Here is an 18,094-nt window from a genome sequence, read left to right as displayed (position 1 = left end):
ATTTTTTCATTTAAAATCATTTAGATAATAAAATTCTGACAGGAATCACGCGTAAATCGTGCTTCGCGGGTGGCTGATAAAATAAAATCCAGGTATCATGCGACGCAATATTGACCTGATGATGTTGCCCGTGCGGCATAAATACGGCGGAGGATGAGCCCGGATGTCATTACCCATCTATCTGATCGGCGCACGCGGTTGCGGTAAAACCACTATCGGCCAGGCGTTGTCGCAAGCGCTTGGCTATGCCTTCAGCGATACCGATCACTACTTGCAACTCTCGACTCAACGCTCAGTGGCAGAAATTGTCGCCTCTGAAGGATGGGATAGCTTCCGCGCGCGAGAATCAGATTCTCTGCACAAGGTAACCGCGCCTGCAACGGTGATTGCGACCGGCGGTGGTATGGTGCTGGCCGAAGCCAATCGTCATTTTATGCGCGATCACGGTCAGGTGATCTGGTTGAACGCACCCTCGGTGGTGCTGGCCGATCGTCTGGAACGTCAACCTGAAGCGGCACAGCGTCCGACACTAACAGGCCGGCCCATCGCTGAAGAGATGGGGGATATCCTGCGTGAGCGCGCGCACCTCTATCGGCAGTCCGCCCATCATGAAGTGAACGCCATGCAAACACCTGAACAGGTTGTTGATCAAATTCTGCAATCACTCTCGCTTGCGCGCGCCAGCTAATCCCCTCAGATTTATCCCTCTTTTTTCTCGCGATCTCGCATTGTCTATACTGAAGTAAAGACAGGGGGATCGCCGCTGTCTGTGTGGAAACCTGACATAAGAGGGAAATCTATGCCAACCAGACCACCTTATCCGCGTGAAGCGCGCATTGTTGCCGTCGAAAAAGGCCCGGCGGGAAATACCGTGACATGGTATGAATTGCGTTCTGACCACCCAAAACCAGATTCCTTAATCAGCGAACATAAAACGCAAGCTGAAGCGCAGGATGCGAAAGAACGTTACGAAGATGCCGATAAAGCGTAACGACGGCTGGCAGGGACGCCAGTGTTTAATGACTTACCGTGAGTAAGTAGAAATTTTCAACTCCCGCGAAAAAGCTAACAAGCGGCAATAAAGTTATATCCCACGCTGAAACATTTGTATCCTGCCTGATAACGTCACTACGTTTTCTGTTTGCACCTTATTTTATGCTGCCTGAAATCGTCGCTTTTTTGTCCCGGTTGAAATTTGCGCTTGACCCCATAAACGTCGCGATTTACTTTCGGGGTATTGATATAGGAACTTGGTTCCACATAGTGAAACTACCATCATGACCACACTCGAAAATGCTGCCGCTGTGCTCAAGCTATTCCAGCGTTTTGGCGTCACACAGGGCCATCCCGGTCTCACATTTACCGAGGTGGTTGAAGCGCTGGGCTTGCCGAAAAGTACCGTTTCTCGACTACTGGCGACCATGGAAAGTGAAGGTTTACTTGAGCGTGATCCCGAGAGTCGCTGCTTCCAGGTGGGTCGAGTGCTGCTCTCTGTTGCAGGGCATTATCTGTCTACGCCGCTGGTGGATAGCGCTTCCGCGCCGATGGCGCGCCTCGCCGCCAGTAGCGGATGCATGGGATATATCTCGGTGCTGGATAACGCCGATGTGCTGGTGATGCGCATGTATCACGGACGTTTTTTCACCCAGCTGGTGACGCCGCCAGGTACGCGCGTTTCCCTCTCCGGTACTTCAACCGGACGCGTGCTGCTGGCACAGTTGAGTGATGACGAAGTGCGCGCGCGTTTTGCCGACAACTGGCAAGCCGCATCCGCAAACTCGCCGCTGAACATTGATGCACTCTGTAAAGAATTAGCGGTGATTCGCCAGCAGGGCTGGGCACTGGCACGCAATGAGACGTTGCCGGGCATCAGCTCACTGGCGGTGGCGGTCACCAATAAACATCGCGGCGAAAGTGCCGCACTGTGTCTCTCGTTTCTCTCGCAAGAAGCGGCCCCGGGTTATCCGGACGCGCTGCTCAGCGAACTGCGCGCAACGGCTGCATTGATGGCCGAAAAATACGGCGCATAACCTTATTTTCGATTTAAAGGCGTTTATTCGCGCCACACCAGGGAAATAGCAGGTCTTCGGACCTGCCTATTTCAGAAATCAGGGAACGATTTATTAAAAGCGTTGATGTCCCGCGTGTCGGGCATGAAACGTATTCGCGTTTTCTACAGGGTGAAAATACGGGGATAATATGCGTCAACATAATCCAATAAAGAGTTTTGGCGTGGGCTTAATGCTGGTTCTGCTGTCCGTAGCGGGTGCCATCATCGGAGTTCAGCTTATTACCACCATTGGGGTGACACCCAATACCTCCATTATCGGTGCGCTGTTTGCCATGTTGCTGGCGCGCATTCCTCTGCAATGGTTCCGTCGTTATCGCTCCATCGAAGTACAGAACCTTGCGCAAACCGCCATCTCTTCTGCCACCTTTGGTGCGGCGAACAGTCTGCTGATGCCGATTGCCGTGCCGTGGGCGCTGGGTGAACCGCAGCTGGTACTGCCGCTGTTTGTCGGTGTCAGTGCGGCGATGCTGCTGGATGCCTATCTGCTATACCGCCTGTTCGATACCCGCGTGTTCCCGGCCAGCAATGCGTGGCCACCGGGTGTGGCAGCCGCGGAAGCGATCAAAGCCGGCGATAAAGGCGGCCGTCAGGCGTGGTTGCTGGTGGTGGGTATTGTCGGCGGCATCGCTGGCTCAATGCTCAAGATTCCAATGTCTGCCTTCGGTACGGCTTTTATTGGCAATATCTGGGCGCTGAGTATGCTCGGCATTGGCTTCCTGCTGCGCGCCTATGCGCAACCGGTTGCGGGTATTGATATCAATGCACTCTATATTCCACACGGCATGATGGTCGGCGCAGGATTAGTCGCGCTGATTCAGGTGGTGCAAGTGATTGTCAGCCGTCGCAACGATCAGCTGAATGTCAGCCGCAGTGATAGCGAAGTGAAGCGTTCACTCGGATTCGGCACCGTTGGCTACATCATTATCTCTACACTGCTGGCGCTGGCGGGCGGTCTGTGGAGTCAGATGGGTTTGCCGATGCTGGTGCTGTTTATCGTCTATGCCGCGTTTGCTGCCTTCGTGCATGAATTAATTGTCGGCATCGCCGCGATGCACTCAGGCTGGTTCCCAGCCTTTGCCGTGGCGCTTATTACCCTGATCCTCGGTATTCTGCTCGGCTTCCCGCCGCTGGCGCTCTGCCTGTTGTGTGGCTTCACCGCTGCAACGGGACCGGCCTTTGCCGATATGGGCTACGACCTGAAAGCCGGCTTTATCCTGCGCGGTAACGGTGCCGATCTGCAGCAAGAGCTGTGGGGCCGCCGTATCCAGTTAATCGCCGCGATGATCGCCTTTATGATCTGTATTCCAGTGGTGTGGTACGCACACAACCTGTTCTTCGCCGAAAACCTGCTGCCACCAGTGGCACGCGTTTACGCCAAAACCATTCAGGCCGGTGCCGAGCCAGGCATTGCCGGAAGCTTGCTGATGTGGGCGATTCCGGGGGCGATTATTCAGTTTATCGGTGGGCCGAAGCGTCAGTTAGGCGTATTGCTGGCGACCGGTTTGTTAATCAACAACGCCGCAGCAGGTTGGGCGGTGATGGTGGGGATCGCGCTGCGTATCCTGATCATTCGAGTGTGGGGCGAGCGTGGACGTTCACCGATGGAGGTGATGGCCGCAGGGTTTATTGCGGGCGACGCGCTGTACAGCTTCTTCCATTCTCTTTTTGCCAGTAGCACCAAGAAATAACCCAGGGAATTCAATATGAGTTTACAGCAGACACTGCAGGTTTTTGAGTTACTCGACAGCGCCTACGTCGATGGGCAGCAGGTGGTGGATCTTTTTGCCCACTACCCAGGCGTGACCGCCAGTTTCAAACGTGTGACCGGTCCTAAAGGGCGTACCGATTTCGTGCGCATTGATATTCCTGGTGCGCAGGGCAAGAGCAAAGGCGGTACTGCGCCGACGTTAGGTATTGTGGGCCGTTTAGGCGGCATCGGTGCGCGTCCAACGCGTATCGGTATGGTGTCGGATGCAGATGGCGCAGTGGCGGCGGTGAGCAGTGCGCTGAAGCTGGCACAGATGCAGACCAAAGGCGATGTGCTGGCGGGTGACGTGATTATCACTACACACATCTGCCCGGATGCACCAACGCGTCCGCATGAGCCGGTGGATTTCATGGATTCGCCTTGCGATGACATCACCATGAATGACAACGAAGTGATCGACGGCGTGGACGCGATTCTCTCCATCGATACCACCAAAGGTAACCGTATCCTGAATCATAAAGGCTATGCGATTTCTCCTACGGTGAAAGAGGGTTACATCCTGCGCGTATCAGAAGATCTGCTGCGCATTATGGAGATGACCAGCGGTCTTCCTGCTGTGACCTTCCCGATCACCACGCAAGACATCACGCCATACGGCAACGGTGTCTATCACCTTAACAGCATCCTGCAGCCGTCAACCGCCACCGATGTTCCTGTGGTGGGTGTGGCAATTTGCGCGGAGTCTGTGGTGCCAGGCTGCGGCACCGGAGCCAGCCATGAAGTCGATATCGCGGCTACCGTGAAGTTTGCGGTGGAAGTGGCGAAAGAGTTTGGCCGTGAAACCTGTCAGTTCTATGACAAACAAGAGTATGCATTACTACACTCTTTGTATGGTAGTCTCAGCCACCTGCGTACGCGGAAAGCCTAATGATGAAACAGTCCCTGGTGACCTTAACGATTGGTCAATCTCCACGTAGTGACATTCTGCCGCTGCTAAAGGATCACTTACCGGAAGAGCAAGTCGCTCACGCCGGATTACTCGACGGCCTGACACTCGCTGAGGTGGAGCAATTCTTCTCGCCTGAAGCGGGTGAGAAAGTGCTGGTTTCGCGTATGACCACCGGCGAGCAGGTGCGCCTGTCGGGGCCAAAAGTTGAGCAGGGACTGCAGCGCAAGATCACGGCGCTGGAACAGCAGGGATACGATACGATTTTGCTGCTGTGCACCGGTGAGTTTGGCACACTGAAAACCGAAAAGGCGCTGCTGCTGGAGCCAGACCGCATTATCCCACCGTTGGTAAAGGCCATCGTGCAGGAGCATAAAGTGGGGATTGTGGTGCCGGTAGAAGAGCAGATCGCTGAGCAGGCCAGTAAATGGCGGAATCTGAACAGCGCGCCATGCTTTGCCGTCGCCAGCCCTTATCTGGCACAGCAGAATGATTTGATCGAGGCGGGCCTGTCGCTGCAAGAGCAGGGTGCGGATGTGGTGGTGCTCGACTGTATTGGCTATCACCAGAAGCACCGGGATTTCCTGCAGAAAATGCTGGGCATTCCGGTACTGTTATCCAACGTGCTGGTGGCGAAGTTAGCAGCAGAGTTGATCGTCTGACTGAGGCCGATCACAAGTCGCGATCTGTATTGCTTTTTCGCGTGACAGATCAGCGAGTTCCCTTGTAATCTGCCAGACACCATAATGTGCTGTGAGGAAGTAACATGCTCAACGTAAGTGAGTATTTCGACGGGAAAGTGAAATCCATTGGTTTCGACAGCGTAACCATTGGCCGTGCCAGCGTTGGCGTGATGGCAGAAGGTGAATACACCTTCGGTACAGGACAGCCGGAAGAGATGACGGTCGTGAGCGGCGCATTGAAAGTGCTGCTGCCAGGCGAAGCCGAGTGGAAATGGTACGAAGCGGGTTCGGTTTTCAACGTGCCCGGCAACAGCGAATTCCATCTGCAGGTGGCTGAGCCAACGTCTTATCTGTGCCGCTACCTGTAAACGCTGACTTTCAGCATGAGTTTTATCAAACCGGGAATGCTGTCAGCATTCCCGGTTTCTTTTTGGTCGTAGTAAAAAAAGAGTGCGGGCCACAGCACCTCTGCTGCTGCCGGGCCGTCCTCGCGCCGCTTCGCGGTGCCTTCGGCTGCAACATTGTACCGGCCGGAACGTTCGGGTACGGCCGTCCTGGCCTACCCGAACTGCCTGTCGCATCCCTGCGCCTGGCTCCTGGCACAACGTCTCCGTCTCAGCGCTGCGAATAGCCCGTTGCAGCAGCAGAGGTGCTATGGCCTCAGATACTGTGCCCTTTGTGGCAGTAAAAACGCTAAAGTCTTCACCATCGAGCCCTCTCCAACAGCGTAAACGGAAGTTAGCAAGCAGGCTGGTGCCGCTCTGGGGATGGCATTTCGCAGCGCTGAACGGAATGAGGAAGCCAGGAGAGCCAGCATGGATGCTGGCGAAAGGTGCAGCCGGGACAGGGAAAGTCCCGTCTGCGCCGGTCCGTCAGGCGGACGAGTGAAGTGAAGGTACCGCGTCAGCGGCGCGAGGACAGCCAGCCCCTGAGCGGCACCAGACTGCGTTATCACCAAATGCTTAACTAACAGGCATTACGCCTTTTGCGGGGGTTGAGTTATGCGTGACTTAGCGCTTAGCTTCGCCGCCTAACGCTTCCACCAGATTACTGATCAACGCGGCCAGTTCGCCGGTCATCAGGGTGAAATCGGCATCAAAACGCTGGGCAAAATCATCGCGGTCGATGTCGTCATTCTGCTCACGCAACGTGTCGCTGAACTTCAGACGCTTGATCGAGGCATCGTCGGCAATCACCAGCTGAATACGCTCCTGCCAGTCCAGAGCCAGTTTGGTCACCACTTTGCCAGCTTCGATGTGGGTGGCGATCTCATCGGAGATCAGATCCTGTTTCTTACAGCGGATCACGCCGCCATCTTCCAGAATCGCTTTCAACTCGGCTTCATCCATCAGCGTGAAACCGGCAGGCAGCTCACCGGAACGCACCCATTCGGTCAGCGTCAGCTCAATCGGATTCTCCAGCGTCAGCGGGACGACAGGCAGTGAACCGAGGCTCTTACGCAGCAGCGCTAAGGTGTCTTCCGCTTTCTTGGCACTGGCACAATCGACGATGATCAGGTTATTAACGGTGTCGATCCACATGAATGTCTGGCTGAAACGGCTAAACGCGCGCGGCAACAGGCTATGCAGCACTTCATCTTTCAACGAGTCTTTCTCGGTCTTTTTCAGCTTGCGGCTCTGTTCCGCTTCCAGCTTGTCGATCTTCGCTTCCAGCGCCTGTTTCACCACGGGTGAAGGCAGGATCTTCTGCTCGGTGCGCGCGCAAATCACGATTTGACCGTTGATTTCATGCGTCAGCGCTTCGCCGCGGTTGCCCATCGGCGATACCCAACCGGTTTTTGCCATATCCTGACTGCCGCACGGCGAAAACGTGAAGGCGTCGAGCTGTTTTTCCAGATCGTCTGCGGACAGTGGGATGTCACGATTCAGACGATAAACCATCATATTTTTAAACCACAACATCGGGATTCCTTACCGTGGGTGCGATCGGGCGCACAAGTCTCAAAGTCAGCGCGCATGATAGCGAAACATCGGATGGGTTTCATTGCCTTTCCCGATTCAGCCTTCTACTGTATCTGTCACCTGAACGAATAATGAGGAATAAATCGTGCGTATTGGGATTGATTTAGGCGGTACCAAGATTGAAGTGATTGCGCTCTCCGATCAGGGGCAAGAGCTGTTCCGTCACCGCGTCAATACCCCGCGCGATGACTATGCTGCCACAGTCCAGGCGATTGTGGATTTAGTGCTGCTGGCAGAGGAGAAAACCGGGGAAAAGGGCACCGTGGGGATCGGCATTCCCGGTACGATTTCGCCGTACACCCAGCGGGTGAAAAACGCCAACTCGACCTGGCTGAATGGACAACCCTTGGACAAGGATTTGGCCCAGGCGCTGAATCGTGACGTGCGCATTGCCAATGACGCGAATTGTTTGGCGGTGTCTGAAGCGGTGGATGGTGCAGGCGCCGGGCAGCCGCTGGTGTTTGCCGTCATTATTGGCACCGGTTCAGGCGCGGGCGTGGCCATTGGTGGTGAGTCGCGCATTGGGGGGAACGGTAACGCCGGCGAGTGGGGGCACAATCCGTTACCCTGGATGGACGCAGATGAGTTAAGGCACCGCGAAGAAGTCCCCTGCTATTGCGGTTTACAGGGCTGTATTGAGACTTTTGTCTCTGGCACGGGGTTTGCCATCGATTATCAGCGATTGAGCGGCAAAGCGTTGAAGGGGGCGGAGATCATTAAGCTGATTGAGCAGCAGGATCCGGTGGCAGAACTGGCGATGAGCCGTTACGAAATGCGCTTAGCCAAATCGCTGGCGCAGGTGGTGAATTTGCTCGATCCGGATGTGATCGTGTTGGGTGGTGGCATGAGCAACAACGACCGCTTGTATCAGACCGTGCCCGCGCTGATGAAGCAGTGGGTGTTTGGTCGCGAATGTGAAACGCCGGTGTTGAAAGCGGTGCACGGCGATTCCAGCGGTGTACGCGGTGCGGCGTGGCTGTGGCCGCTGAAAGGGTAATAAAAAGGTCGCTTTGATAGCGTAAGTTCGTCAATGAAGCACCAGACGATAACGCAGGCTGGCCGCCAGCCTGCTATTTACCTATTGTGCGTGTTGTTGAATAAAAGGACCCTGACAGCGCATGTGTATTTTTGCGCGTGAGGCAATTCCGTGATTATTCTCCCATCAGCATTGCATCCTGCGGTGCATTTTGACGCTGGGTTTTAGTCGCGAGGAAGTAAATATATCCCACCACCATAATCGCCACGAACAGCCCGCCAATCACCGGGTTAAACCACAGCATGGCAATCAAACACACCAGCGACAGCACCAGCGCGATACCTGGAATAATGGGATAACCCGGCGCGCGGAAGCTGCGTTCCAGGTCTGGCGCAGTACGACGCAGTTTAAACAGGCTCAGCATGCTCATCAGATACATCACAATGGCGCCAAACACGGCCATGGTGATCATCGCTGCGGTCAGCGTCATACCTTGCAGGTTAATCAGACCATCACTGTAAATCGCTGCGATGCCAATCACACCACCCGCAATAATCGCGCGGTGCGGGGTCTGGAAGCGTGACAGTTTGGCCAATCCCTGTGGCAGGTAACCGGCGCGAGCCAGCGCAAAAAACTGACGCGAATAGCCAAGAATAATGCCGTGGAAACTGGCGACCAAACCAAACAAGCCAATCCACACCAGCATATGCATCCAGTTGGAGTGCTCGCCGACGATCATCTTCATCGCCTGCGGCAACGGATCGTTGATGTCAGACAGTTTACGCCAGTCACCTGCGCCACCCGCCAGCAGCATCACACCGATCGCCAGCACCACCAGCGTCAAAATCCCGGTGATATAGGCTTTGGGAATGGTGCGCTTCGGATCTTTGGCCTCTTCGGCGGCCATGGCAGCACCTTCAATCGCGAGGAAGAACCAGATGGCAAAAGGAATGGCGGCAAAAATGCCAGAGAGCGCAGGCATGCCGAAGTGATCGCTTCCCGCCCAACCGTTAGCCGCAAAGTTAGCGATACTGAAGCCCGGTGAGACCACGCCCATAAACACCAGCAGTTCCAGCACGGCTAACACCGTCACTACCAATTCAAACATCGCGGCCAGCTTCACGCCGAGGATGTTGAGCGTCATGAACACCAGATAAGCTCCGACCGCAGCGGTTTTTGGGTTGAGATCCGGGTATTGCACGTTGAGATAGGCACCGATCGCCATGGCAATTGCCGGTGGGGCGAACACAAACTCAATCAGCGTGGCCAGTCCGGCAATCAAACCACCGGTTTCACCAAAGGCGCGACGGCTATACGCAAAAGGGCCACCGGCGTGCGGGATGGCTGTCGTGAGTTCGGTAAAGCTAAAGATGAAACAGGTATACATGGTGGCAATCAGCGCGGTGGTGATCAGGAACCCCAACGTGCCCGCCACGCCCCAGCCATAACTCCAGCCAAAATATTCCCCGGAAATTACCAGACCAACTGCGATACCCCACAAATGCAGAGTGCCCAGCGTGGGTTTGAGCTTACTCGTCATAATCGTCTCCCCGTCGTGATTGTTGTGCGGCGGTTGCACCGCGCTGTTTTGTTCTATGCACTACAGTGAAGTGATAATGCCGCCGCCCGCAGCGGGAAAACTTGACGCGGGCGCAGTGAGTTTTGTCCTCCACGGTCAACTCAGAGGCAAGAAAAGTGCCAGTTGCACGCTGCGGTCAACTTTAGGTTGCCTGCGGTCAAGCAGTCAGGACGAGGTCATCCCATGCTGATAACACTTGTTTCCCATAAGATTGATGCTGGAGATTGATGAATGAGCGCTAAACAGTCCGATACCTTATCTGATGCTGAAATGACCGTGCTCGCCCAGCGGGCGCTGTCCTGCTACCCCACGCCTTTTCACGGTGAATTGAAGCTACTGTGCCGCTCTGAGAACGCCACCTTTTTGCTGCTGGCGGGTGGCAAACGCTATGCGTTGCGCCTGCATCGCCCTGACTATCACAGCAAAGCCGATATTCAGAGCGAGTTACTGTGGCTGGACGCACTGCGCGAGATTGGCATCATGGTGCCGCAGGCGATCCCGGCTAACGATGGCGAAACGGTACTCACGCTCGGCATGCCTGATGGCGGCGTGCGGCACGCGGTACTGTTCCACTGGATTGAAGGCGAGATGCCCACCACCGAGGTTGATCCCAAAGCTTTCAGGCAACTCGGGCACATCACCGCGCGCCTGCATCAGCACAGCCGCAACTGGCAGAAGCCCGCCGGTTTCCAGCGCATTATCTGGGATCATCACACCATGGTCAGCGATCAAAGCCATTGGGGTCGCTGGCAGGATGCGCCAAATCTCAATCCGGCCGATCATGGCATTGTCGCTGAAGCGGTGGCGCGGGTCGGGCAAGAGCTGCAGGGCTTTGGTAAAGGTACCGATCGCTATGGTTTGATCCACGCCGATCTGCGTCTCACCAATTTGCTGCTGCACAAAGGCGAAACCCGGGTGATCGACTTTGATGACTGCGGCATGGGCTGGTATCTGCACGATCTGGCGGCGGCGATCAGTTTTGTCGAGCATCATCCACGTGCCGCCGAGTGGGTGGATAACTGGATCCAAGGCTACGAGCAAGTCGCGCACATCAGCGATGAGGAGATGGCGCTGGTGCCGACGCTGCTGATTCAACGTCGCATCCAGATGACCGCATGGATGGGCACGCATGCAGACACCGAGATGGCGCTGAGCCTGGGGCCGCGCTGGGCTGATCACTCCGTGCGTCTGTGCCGTCGCTATCTGGAAACCAGTTTGCTGCCAGTGGGCGTTTGAATTGCACCAGTAGTGAGCAGCACTGCGTCGAAACAGCGCAGTGCCCTCAACCTTTCCCTCAGATTTTCACCAGGTGCGCATAAATGCGCACCCTACGGGTTATTGCGGCGTACAAAGGCACACTCTACGGCTTATCGCAGGACGCTATAGGGGCGTCATTGATGACGACCTCATGGAATGGTACGAATCTTGCTGGATCTCCCTATTAGTTTCACTCGCGCGATCCCTGTGAGGTTCCGATGCAATCACTGATGACTCCTTCTGAAGCGTACAGCTCGCTCTCGGCTCAGGCCAACAACCGTGGCGTGCTGGCGGCAGCGGCCACCGGCTTAAGCACTTTCATTACCGACAAAGGCGGCGATGTTGATCGTATTTTTGGTATCAGCGGCATTGATTCCGAGCTGCTGGCCAGTCCCACCCTCAGCCTCGGGCTGGTCAACTATTGCCGTGTGATGGAGGAAGCGGCGCGCCATTCGGGCTTTGATAACTTCGGTTTGCACTACGGCAGGCAGTTCAAACCGCAGTCATTAGGCTTGATTGGCTACATCGGCTTGTGTTCTCCCACACTGGAGCAGGCACTGCATAACGTGGTGAATGCCTTCCCTTGGCATCAGCACGATACGCTCACGCGGTTAGTGGATAAAGGCGACTGCTGGCGACTGGATTACCAAGTGCGGCACGGGGCAATTCTGTCGCGTCGTCAGGATGCGGAATTAACGTTGGGCATGTTCCTGAATCTGATCCGACACGTTGCCGGGAAAAACTGGGCACCGCGCGAAGTGCATTTTGAGCATCCGCGTCCTGAGCAGTGGCATGAGCACTGCAAAGTGTTTGATGCGCCGGTGTGGTTCGATCAGCCATTCAACTCGCTGCTGATCCCGAAGCGCGATCTGCTGCGTACAATGCCAGAGCAAGATCCGATGCTGCTGATGGTGATGCAGGATGCCATCCGCCGTTTGAACAGCAGTACATCGCTACAAAGTGTGGTGGAACAGGCGCGATCGCAGGTGAATTTGTCGCTGATCCAGGGGGAACCCGTGTTGGAGGATATTGCCGAGAAGATGGGCCTGTCGAGTTGGTCTCTGCAACGGAGGCTACGTGAAGAGGGCATCAGTTTCACTGCGTTGGTGGATAAAGTGCGTTGCGAGATGGCGACGCACTACCTGCAACAGAAGCAGCTACCCATTTCGGAGATGGCGCTACTGCTGGGCTATTCCGAAGTCAGCGCGTTTTCACGTGCATTTCGGCGTTGGTTCGGTATCAGCCCGCGCCAGTGGCGTCAGGATGGGCAGGTGAACTAGCCCGATGTGGCGCAAAGCCAAACCACGCGGGCTGCGTGCGATCGGGCGGCGGCGGTAAACCTTTCGACTGACCAATCAGCTGCCAGGCACGCAGGCATAAGGTTTCGTCGCCTTGCGTCTGCGTCACGTCATAGCGTCCGCTGTTCTGCCATTCCAGTCGCACCCTACACTGCTGCCCAGCATAGCGCGCCGCGTCCTTAAATTGTTGATTCAACTGGTGCTGCATCGCATCGGTCCATTTACAGGATGCACTGCCAGGTTCGCTTTGTGGCTGGCACAGATTGGCGACAGATGTGGATGACGGTGCCGACGGATGCTGACAAGCGCTGAGCAACATAGCCAACGCCAGTAAACCAGCGGTGCGGATCAGTGAATTCATTGATTGGCCTGGTTGTACAAAAGTCTGCCACCAGTTTACCGAGAGAGAAGGGGAATGCTATGGCATTACTCTGACTCTGAGGGAAAGAGATGGCAAACTGAATTGCGCCGTCAGGGTTAAGCTGTAGGGATGGGCCTTGGCGCACCCTACAAAATATGGCGCGATCCCCCCGCGCTACGGGTATTAATCTCCCGGCAACTCAAGCTTGCTGTAGCCTAAGCCATTCATCTTGCGCACTTTGATTTGCACTGGAATCCGCTCCTTCATCGCTTCGACGTGGCTGATGACACCGATGGTTTTACCGCTGGCGTTCAGCGCATCCAAGGCATCCAGCGCGGTGTCCAGCGTTTCGGCATCTAGCGTACCGAAGCCTTCATCCAGGAAAAGGGACTCAATACGGGTTTTGTGGCTGACCAGGTCGGATAAGGCTAAGGCCAGTGCCAGACTCACCAGGAAGCTCTCGCCGCCTGACAGCGTGCGAGTATCACGTGTGGCGTCGGCTTGCCAGGTATCCACCACTTCCAGCTCCAGCTCTTCCGTCGCGCGCCGTTGCAGCAAATAACGGCCATGCAAGCGGTCCAACTGACGGTTCGCCAGCCATACCAAATGATCCAAGGTTAATCCTTGGGCAAAACGACGGAATTTATCGCCTTTGGCAGAACCGATAAGATCATTCAGGCGGCCGAGGTGCGTCAGTGAGATCTCATCCTCATCAATCTGCATCAGTAACGATTGCTGCTGCTGGCGCAATTGCGTATCACTGTGTAGCTGTTGCTGCGCTTCTCCCTGCTGTCGTGCATTGTCGCGCAACACAAGACGTAAAGAGGCGACTTGCTCGTTGATGCCCGCTGCGACCTCCTCAGTGAGTGCCGCAGGACGCTGTTGATGATGGACGGCCACGCGCTGCAATAGCTGCTGGTTCAGGGTGATGTGCTGTTGGCGCTGCTGCTCCAGTGCCTGTAAGTGCTGGCGTAACCGCTGGACTTCCTGCTCGTCCAGCAGCGCGGTACGCAGGGCATCTTCATCGGCAAAATCACTCTGCTGCAATGCGGTGAGGAAGGCTGTTTCAGCGGTTTGCAGCCGACTTTGCTGAGCCTGCTGCTGGCTGACAATCTGTTCGCACTGGCCGTTGAGGCTGTGTAGTTGACTTTGCGCCTGCTGCCACTGTTGCAGCTGGTGCGCCAGCGCCTGCTCACATTGTTGAAGCAGAGTATGGTGCTGCTGACGCGCGTCAGTGACGCGCCGCTCGCCAAACAATTGCTGACGCTGCTGCTGATGTGCGGCTAGCTGCTGCTGCAAACTGAGGAGCGCGTGTTGCAAGGCATCCCATTGCTGCTGTTCACGGGTCAGATTGAGTTGTAGGTTAGCCGCATCGCTCTCTGCTTTCGCCAACTGAGGCTGCAATTCGCTCAGCAGTCGCTCACTCTGTTGCCAGGCGTGCCAGCGCTGTTGCAGCGTCTCCAGCCATTCGGCGCGCGCAGCGCGTTCAGGCAAAGCGAACTGATGCGCGGCAAGTTGCTGTTCGAGCTGCTGCGCGAGCTGTTGCCAGCCGCTGCGTTCGTGGCTTTCGCGCTGCGTGAGTTCGTCCAGCGTTTGCTGAGCGCTATGACTCTGCTGTTGCGCCAGCTGTTGTGCATTCTGCAATTGTTGTAACTGCTGCTGCTGAAGCTGATGGGCATCTTTTGCCTGTTGCAGCGTGCGCGCAGCCTGTTCCCGCTGCTGGAGTAGCAGCTGTTGGGCGCTTTCCTGTGCGTCCTGCTGCTGTTGCCAGGCGCTGAAGTCATCCTGTTGTTCCAGCGTGAAGGTAAGTGCCACCTCACTGCTCAGGCTTTGCCATTGCTGATGAGTGGCCGCAATTTGTTGATCGTATTCAGCGATTTCCTGCTGTAAAACCTGCTGCTGTTGCAGTGATAACTTCTGCTGCTCACCTTTGGCGGTGCCGTCCTCCCTTAACCTGGCGACCAGGGCTTCTTGGGTACTCAGCCGCAGCTGATTTTCACCCGGTTGTAACTGCTGGTACTGCTCAATAGCAGGATGCTGACAGGAACCGCAGAGCGGGCAGGGTTGATCGGCCTGCAGCCTGGCACGCTCGTCCGCTAATTGCACAATGGTGCGTTCCATGTCGCAGATTTTGCGGATATCAAGCAACGTCTGGTTTTCACGTTTGTATGCTTCACGCAGCGTCTGCAAGGCGGATTCATCTTGCTGATGCTGCTGTTGCAGCGCTGCCAGTTTCTGCTGGCGCTGTTGACGCTGTGGTTGCAGTGACTGCCAGCGCGCCGCTAACAAACTGAGCTGCTGACGGGCTGCACGCTGTTGTGGGTACAGTGCCAGCGCGTCACGCAATTGCGCTGTGCTGATCTCAGCTTCCAGCGAAGTAAGTGCCTGCTCCGCTTGCTGGCGTTGCTGGCTGGCATCGGTTTCCGCTTGCTGCAAAGGTCGCAGTGCCCGTTCGCGCTCGGCAATAGCCTGCTGTTGCTGTGTGAATTGCGCTTGCAGTTGCTGCTGCTGAGCAACCAACTGTGACAGCACATGCTCACGCTCATCTACGCGTGCCACTTCAGCCTGCCAGCGTGGTAGCTCCGCTCCCCAGTGCGCCACTGCGGCTTCACGTTCACGGTATGCCTGTTGCTGGGCGAGCTGCTGCTGTAAGCGTTCACTCGCCTGTTGTTGCAGGCTGAGTGCGCTCTGGCTTTGCTGCAATGCTTGTTGCTGCTGGCTGTGCAGACGCTGCTGTTCAGTTAATTGCTGCGCACCGTGGGCAAGCTGTTGATCAAGCGGGATAACCTGTTCAGTCAGCAGCGTCTCCAACTGCTGCTGGTCGGCCACGGCTTGTTCCCGTGCCTGTTGCGCCGCTTGGTAGTGATTCTCTCCTTGCTGCAGTGCCGTTTGCGCCTGCTGCTGTTGTGTTTGCAGCTGCTGTGCCTGGGTGGCGAGCGCCTGTTGATCGCGTTGTAACTGCTCGCGTTGCTGAAGCTTGTCGCGCAGCTTTTCTGCCGGTTCGGCGCGCGCCAGGCGTTGACGATCTGGCTCGGCCTGCTGCCAGTGCTGTTCTGCGTCCAGCCGCGCCTGTTCAGCGTGCAGTTGCTCTTGCGCAAGCTGCTGGGATTGAGTCAACCACTGTTGCTGTTGTTGTGCGAGTTCCAACTGTTCACTCAGAGCTTTTTCTTCGGCAACCAGGCTTTGTAACTGTTGGCCGAGTTCCGCGCGTCGCGCTTCATCCAGCAGCATCATGCCGCCTGCGCGGGCGCGCAGCTGGTCCAACTCGCTGCGTGCGGTGCGCCAACGCTCGTAGACCTGCATAGAAATTTGCCCGTAAATTTCCGTGCCGGTGAGTTCTTCCAGTAGTTCAGCTCGCTCGCCGGGTTTCGCGTTGAGAAAGGCGGCAAACTGGCCTTGAGACAGCATCATCGAACGGGTAAAACGCGCGAAATCCAGACCGGAGAGCGTTTCAATCGCTTTAAGTTTGTCGCCCACTTTATCGGCAACAATCTGGTTATCGGCCACGCGCGCCAGTTCAACGCGTGGTGCTTGTAACTTGCCGTCCGCCTGACCGCGAGCGCGGTTTTGACTCCAGAAGGCGCGCCAGGCCTCACCTTTAATCTCAAACTCAACTTCAGCCAGACATTCTGCCGTATCACGCGTGATTAATTCGTTTTGCGTTTGCGATAGCACGCCAAGACGTGGCGTTTGGTGATAAAGCGCCAGACAGATGGCATCCAACAGGGTGGTCTTGCCTGCGCCCGTGGCGCCGGTAATGGCAAATAGACCATTACTGGCAAAAGGCTCGCGACGAAAATCGATAAACCACTCACCGCGTAGCGCATTGAGGTTTTTAAAACGTAGCGTCAGAATTTTCATGCTGAGGGATTCTCCAGCGCGGCAAGCGTGGTACGGAACAGTTGGGTGAGTTGCTCAGCTTGTTCGGCATCCAGTTGTTCTTCCTGAACCAGACGGCGGGCGAACACTTCTTCCACTTTCAACTCACTCAAGGTTTCGTTATCCATACGCGCCAGGCTGCGCTGGCGCTGCTCACGGCTGCGACGCACCAGCAGCACCTCTACTGGCAGCGCTTCAGTGAGCTGTTCGATACGGCGTTGCAAATCACTGAGATACTCTTGCGTGGTGATTTCAATGTCGAGCCAGACCGGCAGTTCGCTGTCGCTGTCCGTGAATTGCGTGAGCAACTGTTCGATTTCTGCCATAGAGCCTTTCAGCATCTGCATCGGCTGAAACAGCGGAATCGTCAGTGGCGTAACCACATCGAGCTGGTGGCTGAAATCCAGCAGGAACACGCTTTTTTCTCTGCCCAACTCGTCAAAGCTGAGTGGGATCGGTGAACCGCTGTAGCGAATATGCTCGCTATCAGCGATGCGCTGCGCCCGGTGAATATGGCCGAGCGCGATGTAATCGGCTGGGGGAAACGCCTGCGCCGGGAAGGCATCCAGTGTGCCGATATAAATATCGCGCACGGAATCACTTTTCGTTACACCGACGGTTGTGAGATGGCCAGTGGCAATGATGGGAAGCTCGCGCTCGGCCCGTTCGGCCAGCGCCGCGGCATAACACTGCTGATAATGCTGCTCTATCGCCTCCAGCAGTGAGACCTGTTTTTCACGTCCAGACTGGCCCGCCTGGCTGCGCAGAATGTCACGCGGGCGCAGATAAGGAATCGCGCACAGCAGCGCGCCTGGCGTGCCATCGCGTTGCTTTAGTGTGAGTACTTGCTGTTCACCTTGCGGCGTGGCGCTGGTGATCACACGCGTGTTCAAACAGGCGAGCAGCTCGCGGGATTCGTTAAGGGTAGCAACGGAGTCATGATTCCCCGCCAACACCACGAGCTGGCAGCCACTGGGTTGCAGCGCCACCACAAAGCGGTTAAACATTTCGCGCGCATAGCTCGGGGGCGAACCGGTATCAAACAGGTCTCCGGCGACGATCAGCGCGTCTACCTGGTGCTGGATAATCTGGGCCAATAACCAGTCAAGAAACGCCTGATGCTCTGCCGCTCGGCTTTTGCTGTAAAAGAACTGGCCGAGATGCCAATCCGCCGTGTGAATGATGCGCATGAAAACTCCGTGCTTAGTTAAGCGAAGACGAATTATAACCTCTTCAGATCACAAAGAAAAAAAAGCGATAATCGTTGTCACATTTCTGTTTTTTAACTATTTATCATAGGTCGGGTTTTTCATAAAAGTGTCATAAAAGTGACGCATAATGGCGCCGCAAATCC

The 18,094-nt window shown here is 55.9% G+C and carries 15 protein-coding genes; 10 read left to right on the top strand and 5 right to left on the bottom strand.

Annotated features, from left to right (window positions below; genetic code table 11):
- Positions 1-163 precede the first annotated feature (163 nt).
- From aroL to ppnP, 7 genes are all read left to right on the top strand, one after another.
- Positions 164-688 (top strand): shikimate kinase AroL, encoded by a 525-nt coding sequence (aroL, locus tag F3J38_RS08205; protein ID WP_167136722.1) that lies wholly within the window; start codon positions 164-166, stop codon positions 686-688.
- Positions 689-799: 111 nt separating this feature from the next.
- Positions 800-991, top strand: coding sequence for a YaiA family protein (locus tag F3J38_RS08200; protein ID WP_167136719.1), 192 nt, complete (start codon positions 800-802; stop codon positions 989-991).
- A 286-nt stretch (positions 992-1,277) separates the two neighbouring features.
- Positions 1,278-2,030: an IclR family transcriptional regulator gene (locus F3J38_RS08195; RefSeq protein ID WP_167136717.1), complete on the top strand. Its 753-nt coding sequence runs from the start codon at positions 1,278-1,280 to the stop codon at positions 2,028-2,030.
- Between the two features lie 169 nt (positions 2,031-2,199).
- Positions 2,200-3,759, top strand: a complete 1,560-nt coding sequence (locus F3J38_RS08190; protein WP_167136714.1) for an OPT/YSL family transporter — start codon at positions 2,200-2,202, stop codon at positions 3,757-3,759.
- 15 nt (positions 3,760-3,774) lie between these two features.
- On the top strand, positions 3,775-4,707 hold the full coding sequence (locus tag F3J38_RS08185; protein WP_167136711.1) for a DUF1177 domain-containing protein: 933 nt from the start codon (positions 3,775-3,777) through the stop codon (positions 4,705-4,707).
- Positions 4,708-4,709: 2 nt separating this feature from the next.
- On the top strand, positions 4,710-5,387 hold the full coding sequence (locus F3J38_RS08180) for an AroM family protein (protein ID WP_167137135.1): 678 nt from the start codon (positions 4,710-4,712) through the stop codon (positions 5,385-5,387).
- 104 nt (positions 5,388-5,491) lie between these two features.
- Entirely contained in the window at positions 5,492-5,776 is a 285-nt protein-coding gene (gene ppnP / locus F3J38_RS08175) for a pyrimidine/purine nucleoside phosphorylase (RefSeq protein ID WP_167136708.1), read from the top strand.
- A gap of 642 nt (positions 5,777-6,418) precedes the next feature.
- Here ppnP and rdgC read toward each other — a convergent pair.
- Entirely contained in the window at positions 6,419-7,330 is a 912-nt protein-coding gene (gene rdgC / locus F3J38_RS08170) for a recombination-associated protein RdgC (protein ID WP_167136705.1), read from the bottom strand.
- A 145-nt stretch (positions 7,331-7,475) separates the two neighbouring features.
- Between rdgC and mak the strand changes: the two genes are divergently transcribed.
- Positions 7,476-8,387 carry a fructokinase gene (mak, locus tag F3J38_RS08165; protein ID WP_167136702.1) on the top strand — a complete coding sequence of 304 codons (912 nt, stop codon included), beginning with the start codon at positions 7,476-7,478 and terminating at the stop codon, positions 8,385-8,387.
- 154 nt (positions 8,388-8,541) lie between these two features.
- On the opposite strand, the gene eat is transcribed toward mak, so the two are convergent.
- Positions 8,542-9,906 (bottom strand): ethanolamine permease, encoded by a 1,365-nt coding sequence (gene eat / locus F3J38_RS08160; RefSeq protein WP_167136699.1) that lies wholly within the window; start codon positions 9,904-9,906, stop codon positions 8,542-8,544.
- 270 nt (positions 9,907-10,176) lie between these two features.
- Between eat and F3J38_RS08155 the strand changes: the two genes are divergently transcribed.
- Both F3J38_RS08155 and qhpR read left to right on the top strand, forming a co-directional pair.
- Positions 10,177-11,181, top strand: a complete 1,005-nt coding sequence (locus F3J38_RS08155) for a phosphotransferase enzyme family protein (RefSeq protein WP_167136696.1) — start codon at positions 10,177-10,179, stop codon at positions 11,179-11,181.
- 239 nt (positions 11,182-11,420) lie between these two features.
- On the top strand, positions 11,421-12,482 hold the full coding sequence (gene qhpR / locus F3J38_RS08150; protein ID WP_167136693.1) for an AraC-like transcriptional regulator QhpR: 1,062 nt from the start codon (positions 11,421-11,423) through the stop codon (positions 12,480-12,482).
- Here qhpR and F3J38_RS08145 read toward each other — a convergent pair.
- The 3 genes from F3J38_RS08145 to sbcD all read right to left on the bottom strand — a co-directional run bounded on the left by F3J38_RS08145 (position 12,442) and on the right by sbcD (position 17,930).
- The gene (locus F3J38_RS08145) at positions 12,442-12,861 is read right to left on the bottom strand and encodes a cell envelope integrity TolA C-terminal domain-containing protein (RefSeq protein ID WP_167136690.1); all 420 of its coding nucleotides are present in this window, start codon (positions 12,859-12,861) and stop codon (positions 12,442-12,444) included. The two genes, qhpR and F3J38_RS08145, sit on opposite strands and share 41 nt — an antisense overlap.
- Positions 12,862-13,044: 183 nt before the next feature.
- Positions 13,045-16,722 (bottom strand): AAA family ATPase, encoded by a 3,678-nt coding sequence (locus F3J38_RS08140; RefSeq protein ID WP_167136687.1) that lies wholly within the window; start codon positions 16,720-16,722, stop codon positions 13,045-13,047.
- Positions 16,719-17,930: an exonuclease subunit SbcD gene (sbcD, locus tag F3J38_RS08135; protein WP_167136684.1), complete on the bottom strand. Its 1,212-nt coding sequence runs from the start codon at positions 17,928-17,930 to the stop codon at positions 16,719-16,721. Before sbcD ends, F3J38_RS08140 begins: the two co-directional genes overlap by 4 nt.
- Between the last annotated feature and the right edge of the window lie 164 nt (positions 17,931-18,094).

The sequence above is a fragment of the Candidatus Pantoea formicae genome, from assembly GCF_011752625.1.
GTDB classification, from domain to species: Bacteria; Pseudomonadota; Gammaproteobacteria; order Enterobacterales; family Enterobacteriaceae; genus Pantoea; species Pantoea formicae.
This window is presented reverse-complemented; position numbering and strand designations above follow the sequence as displayed.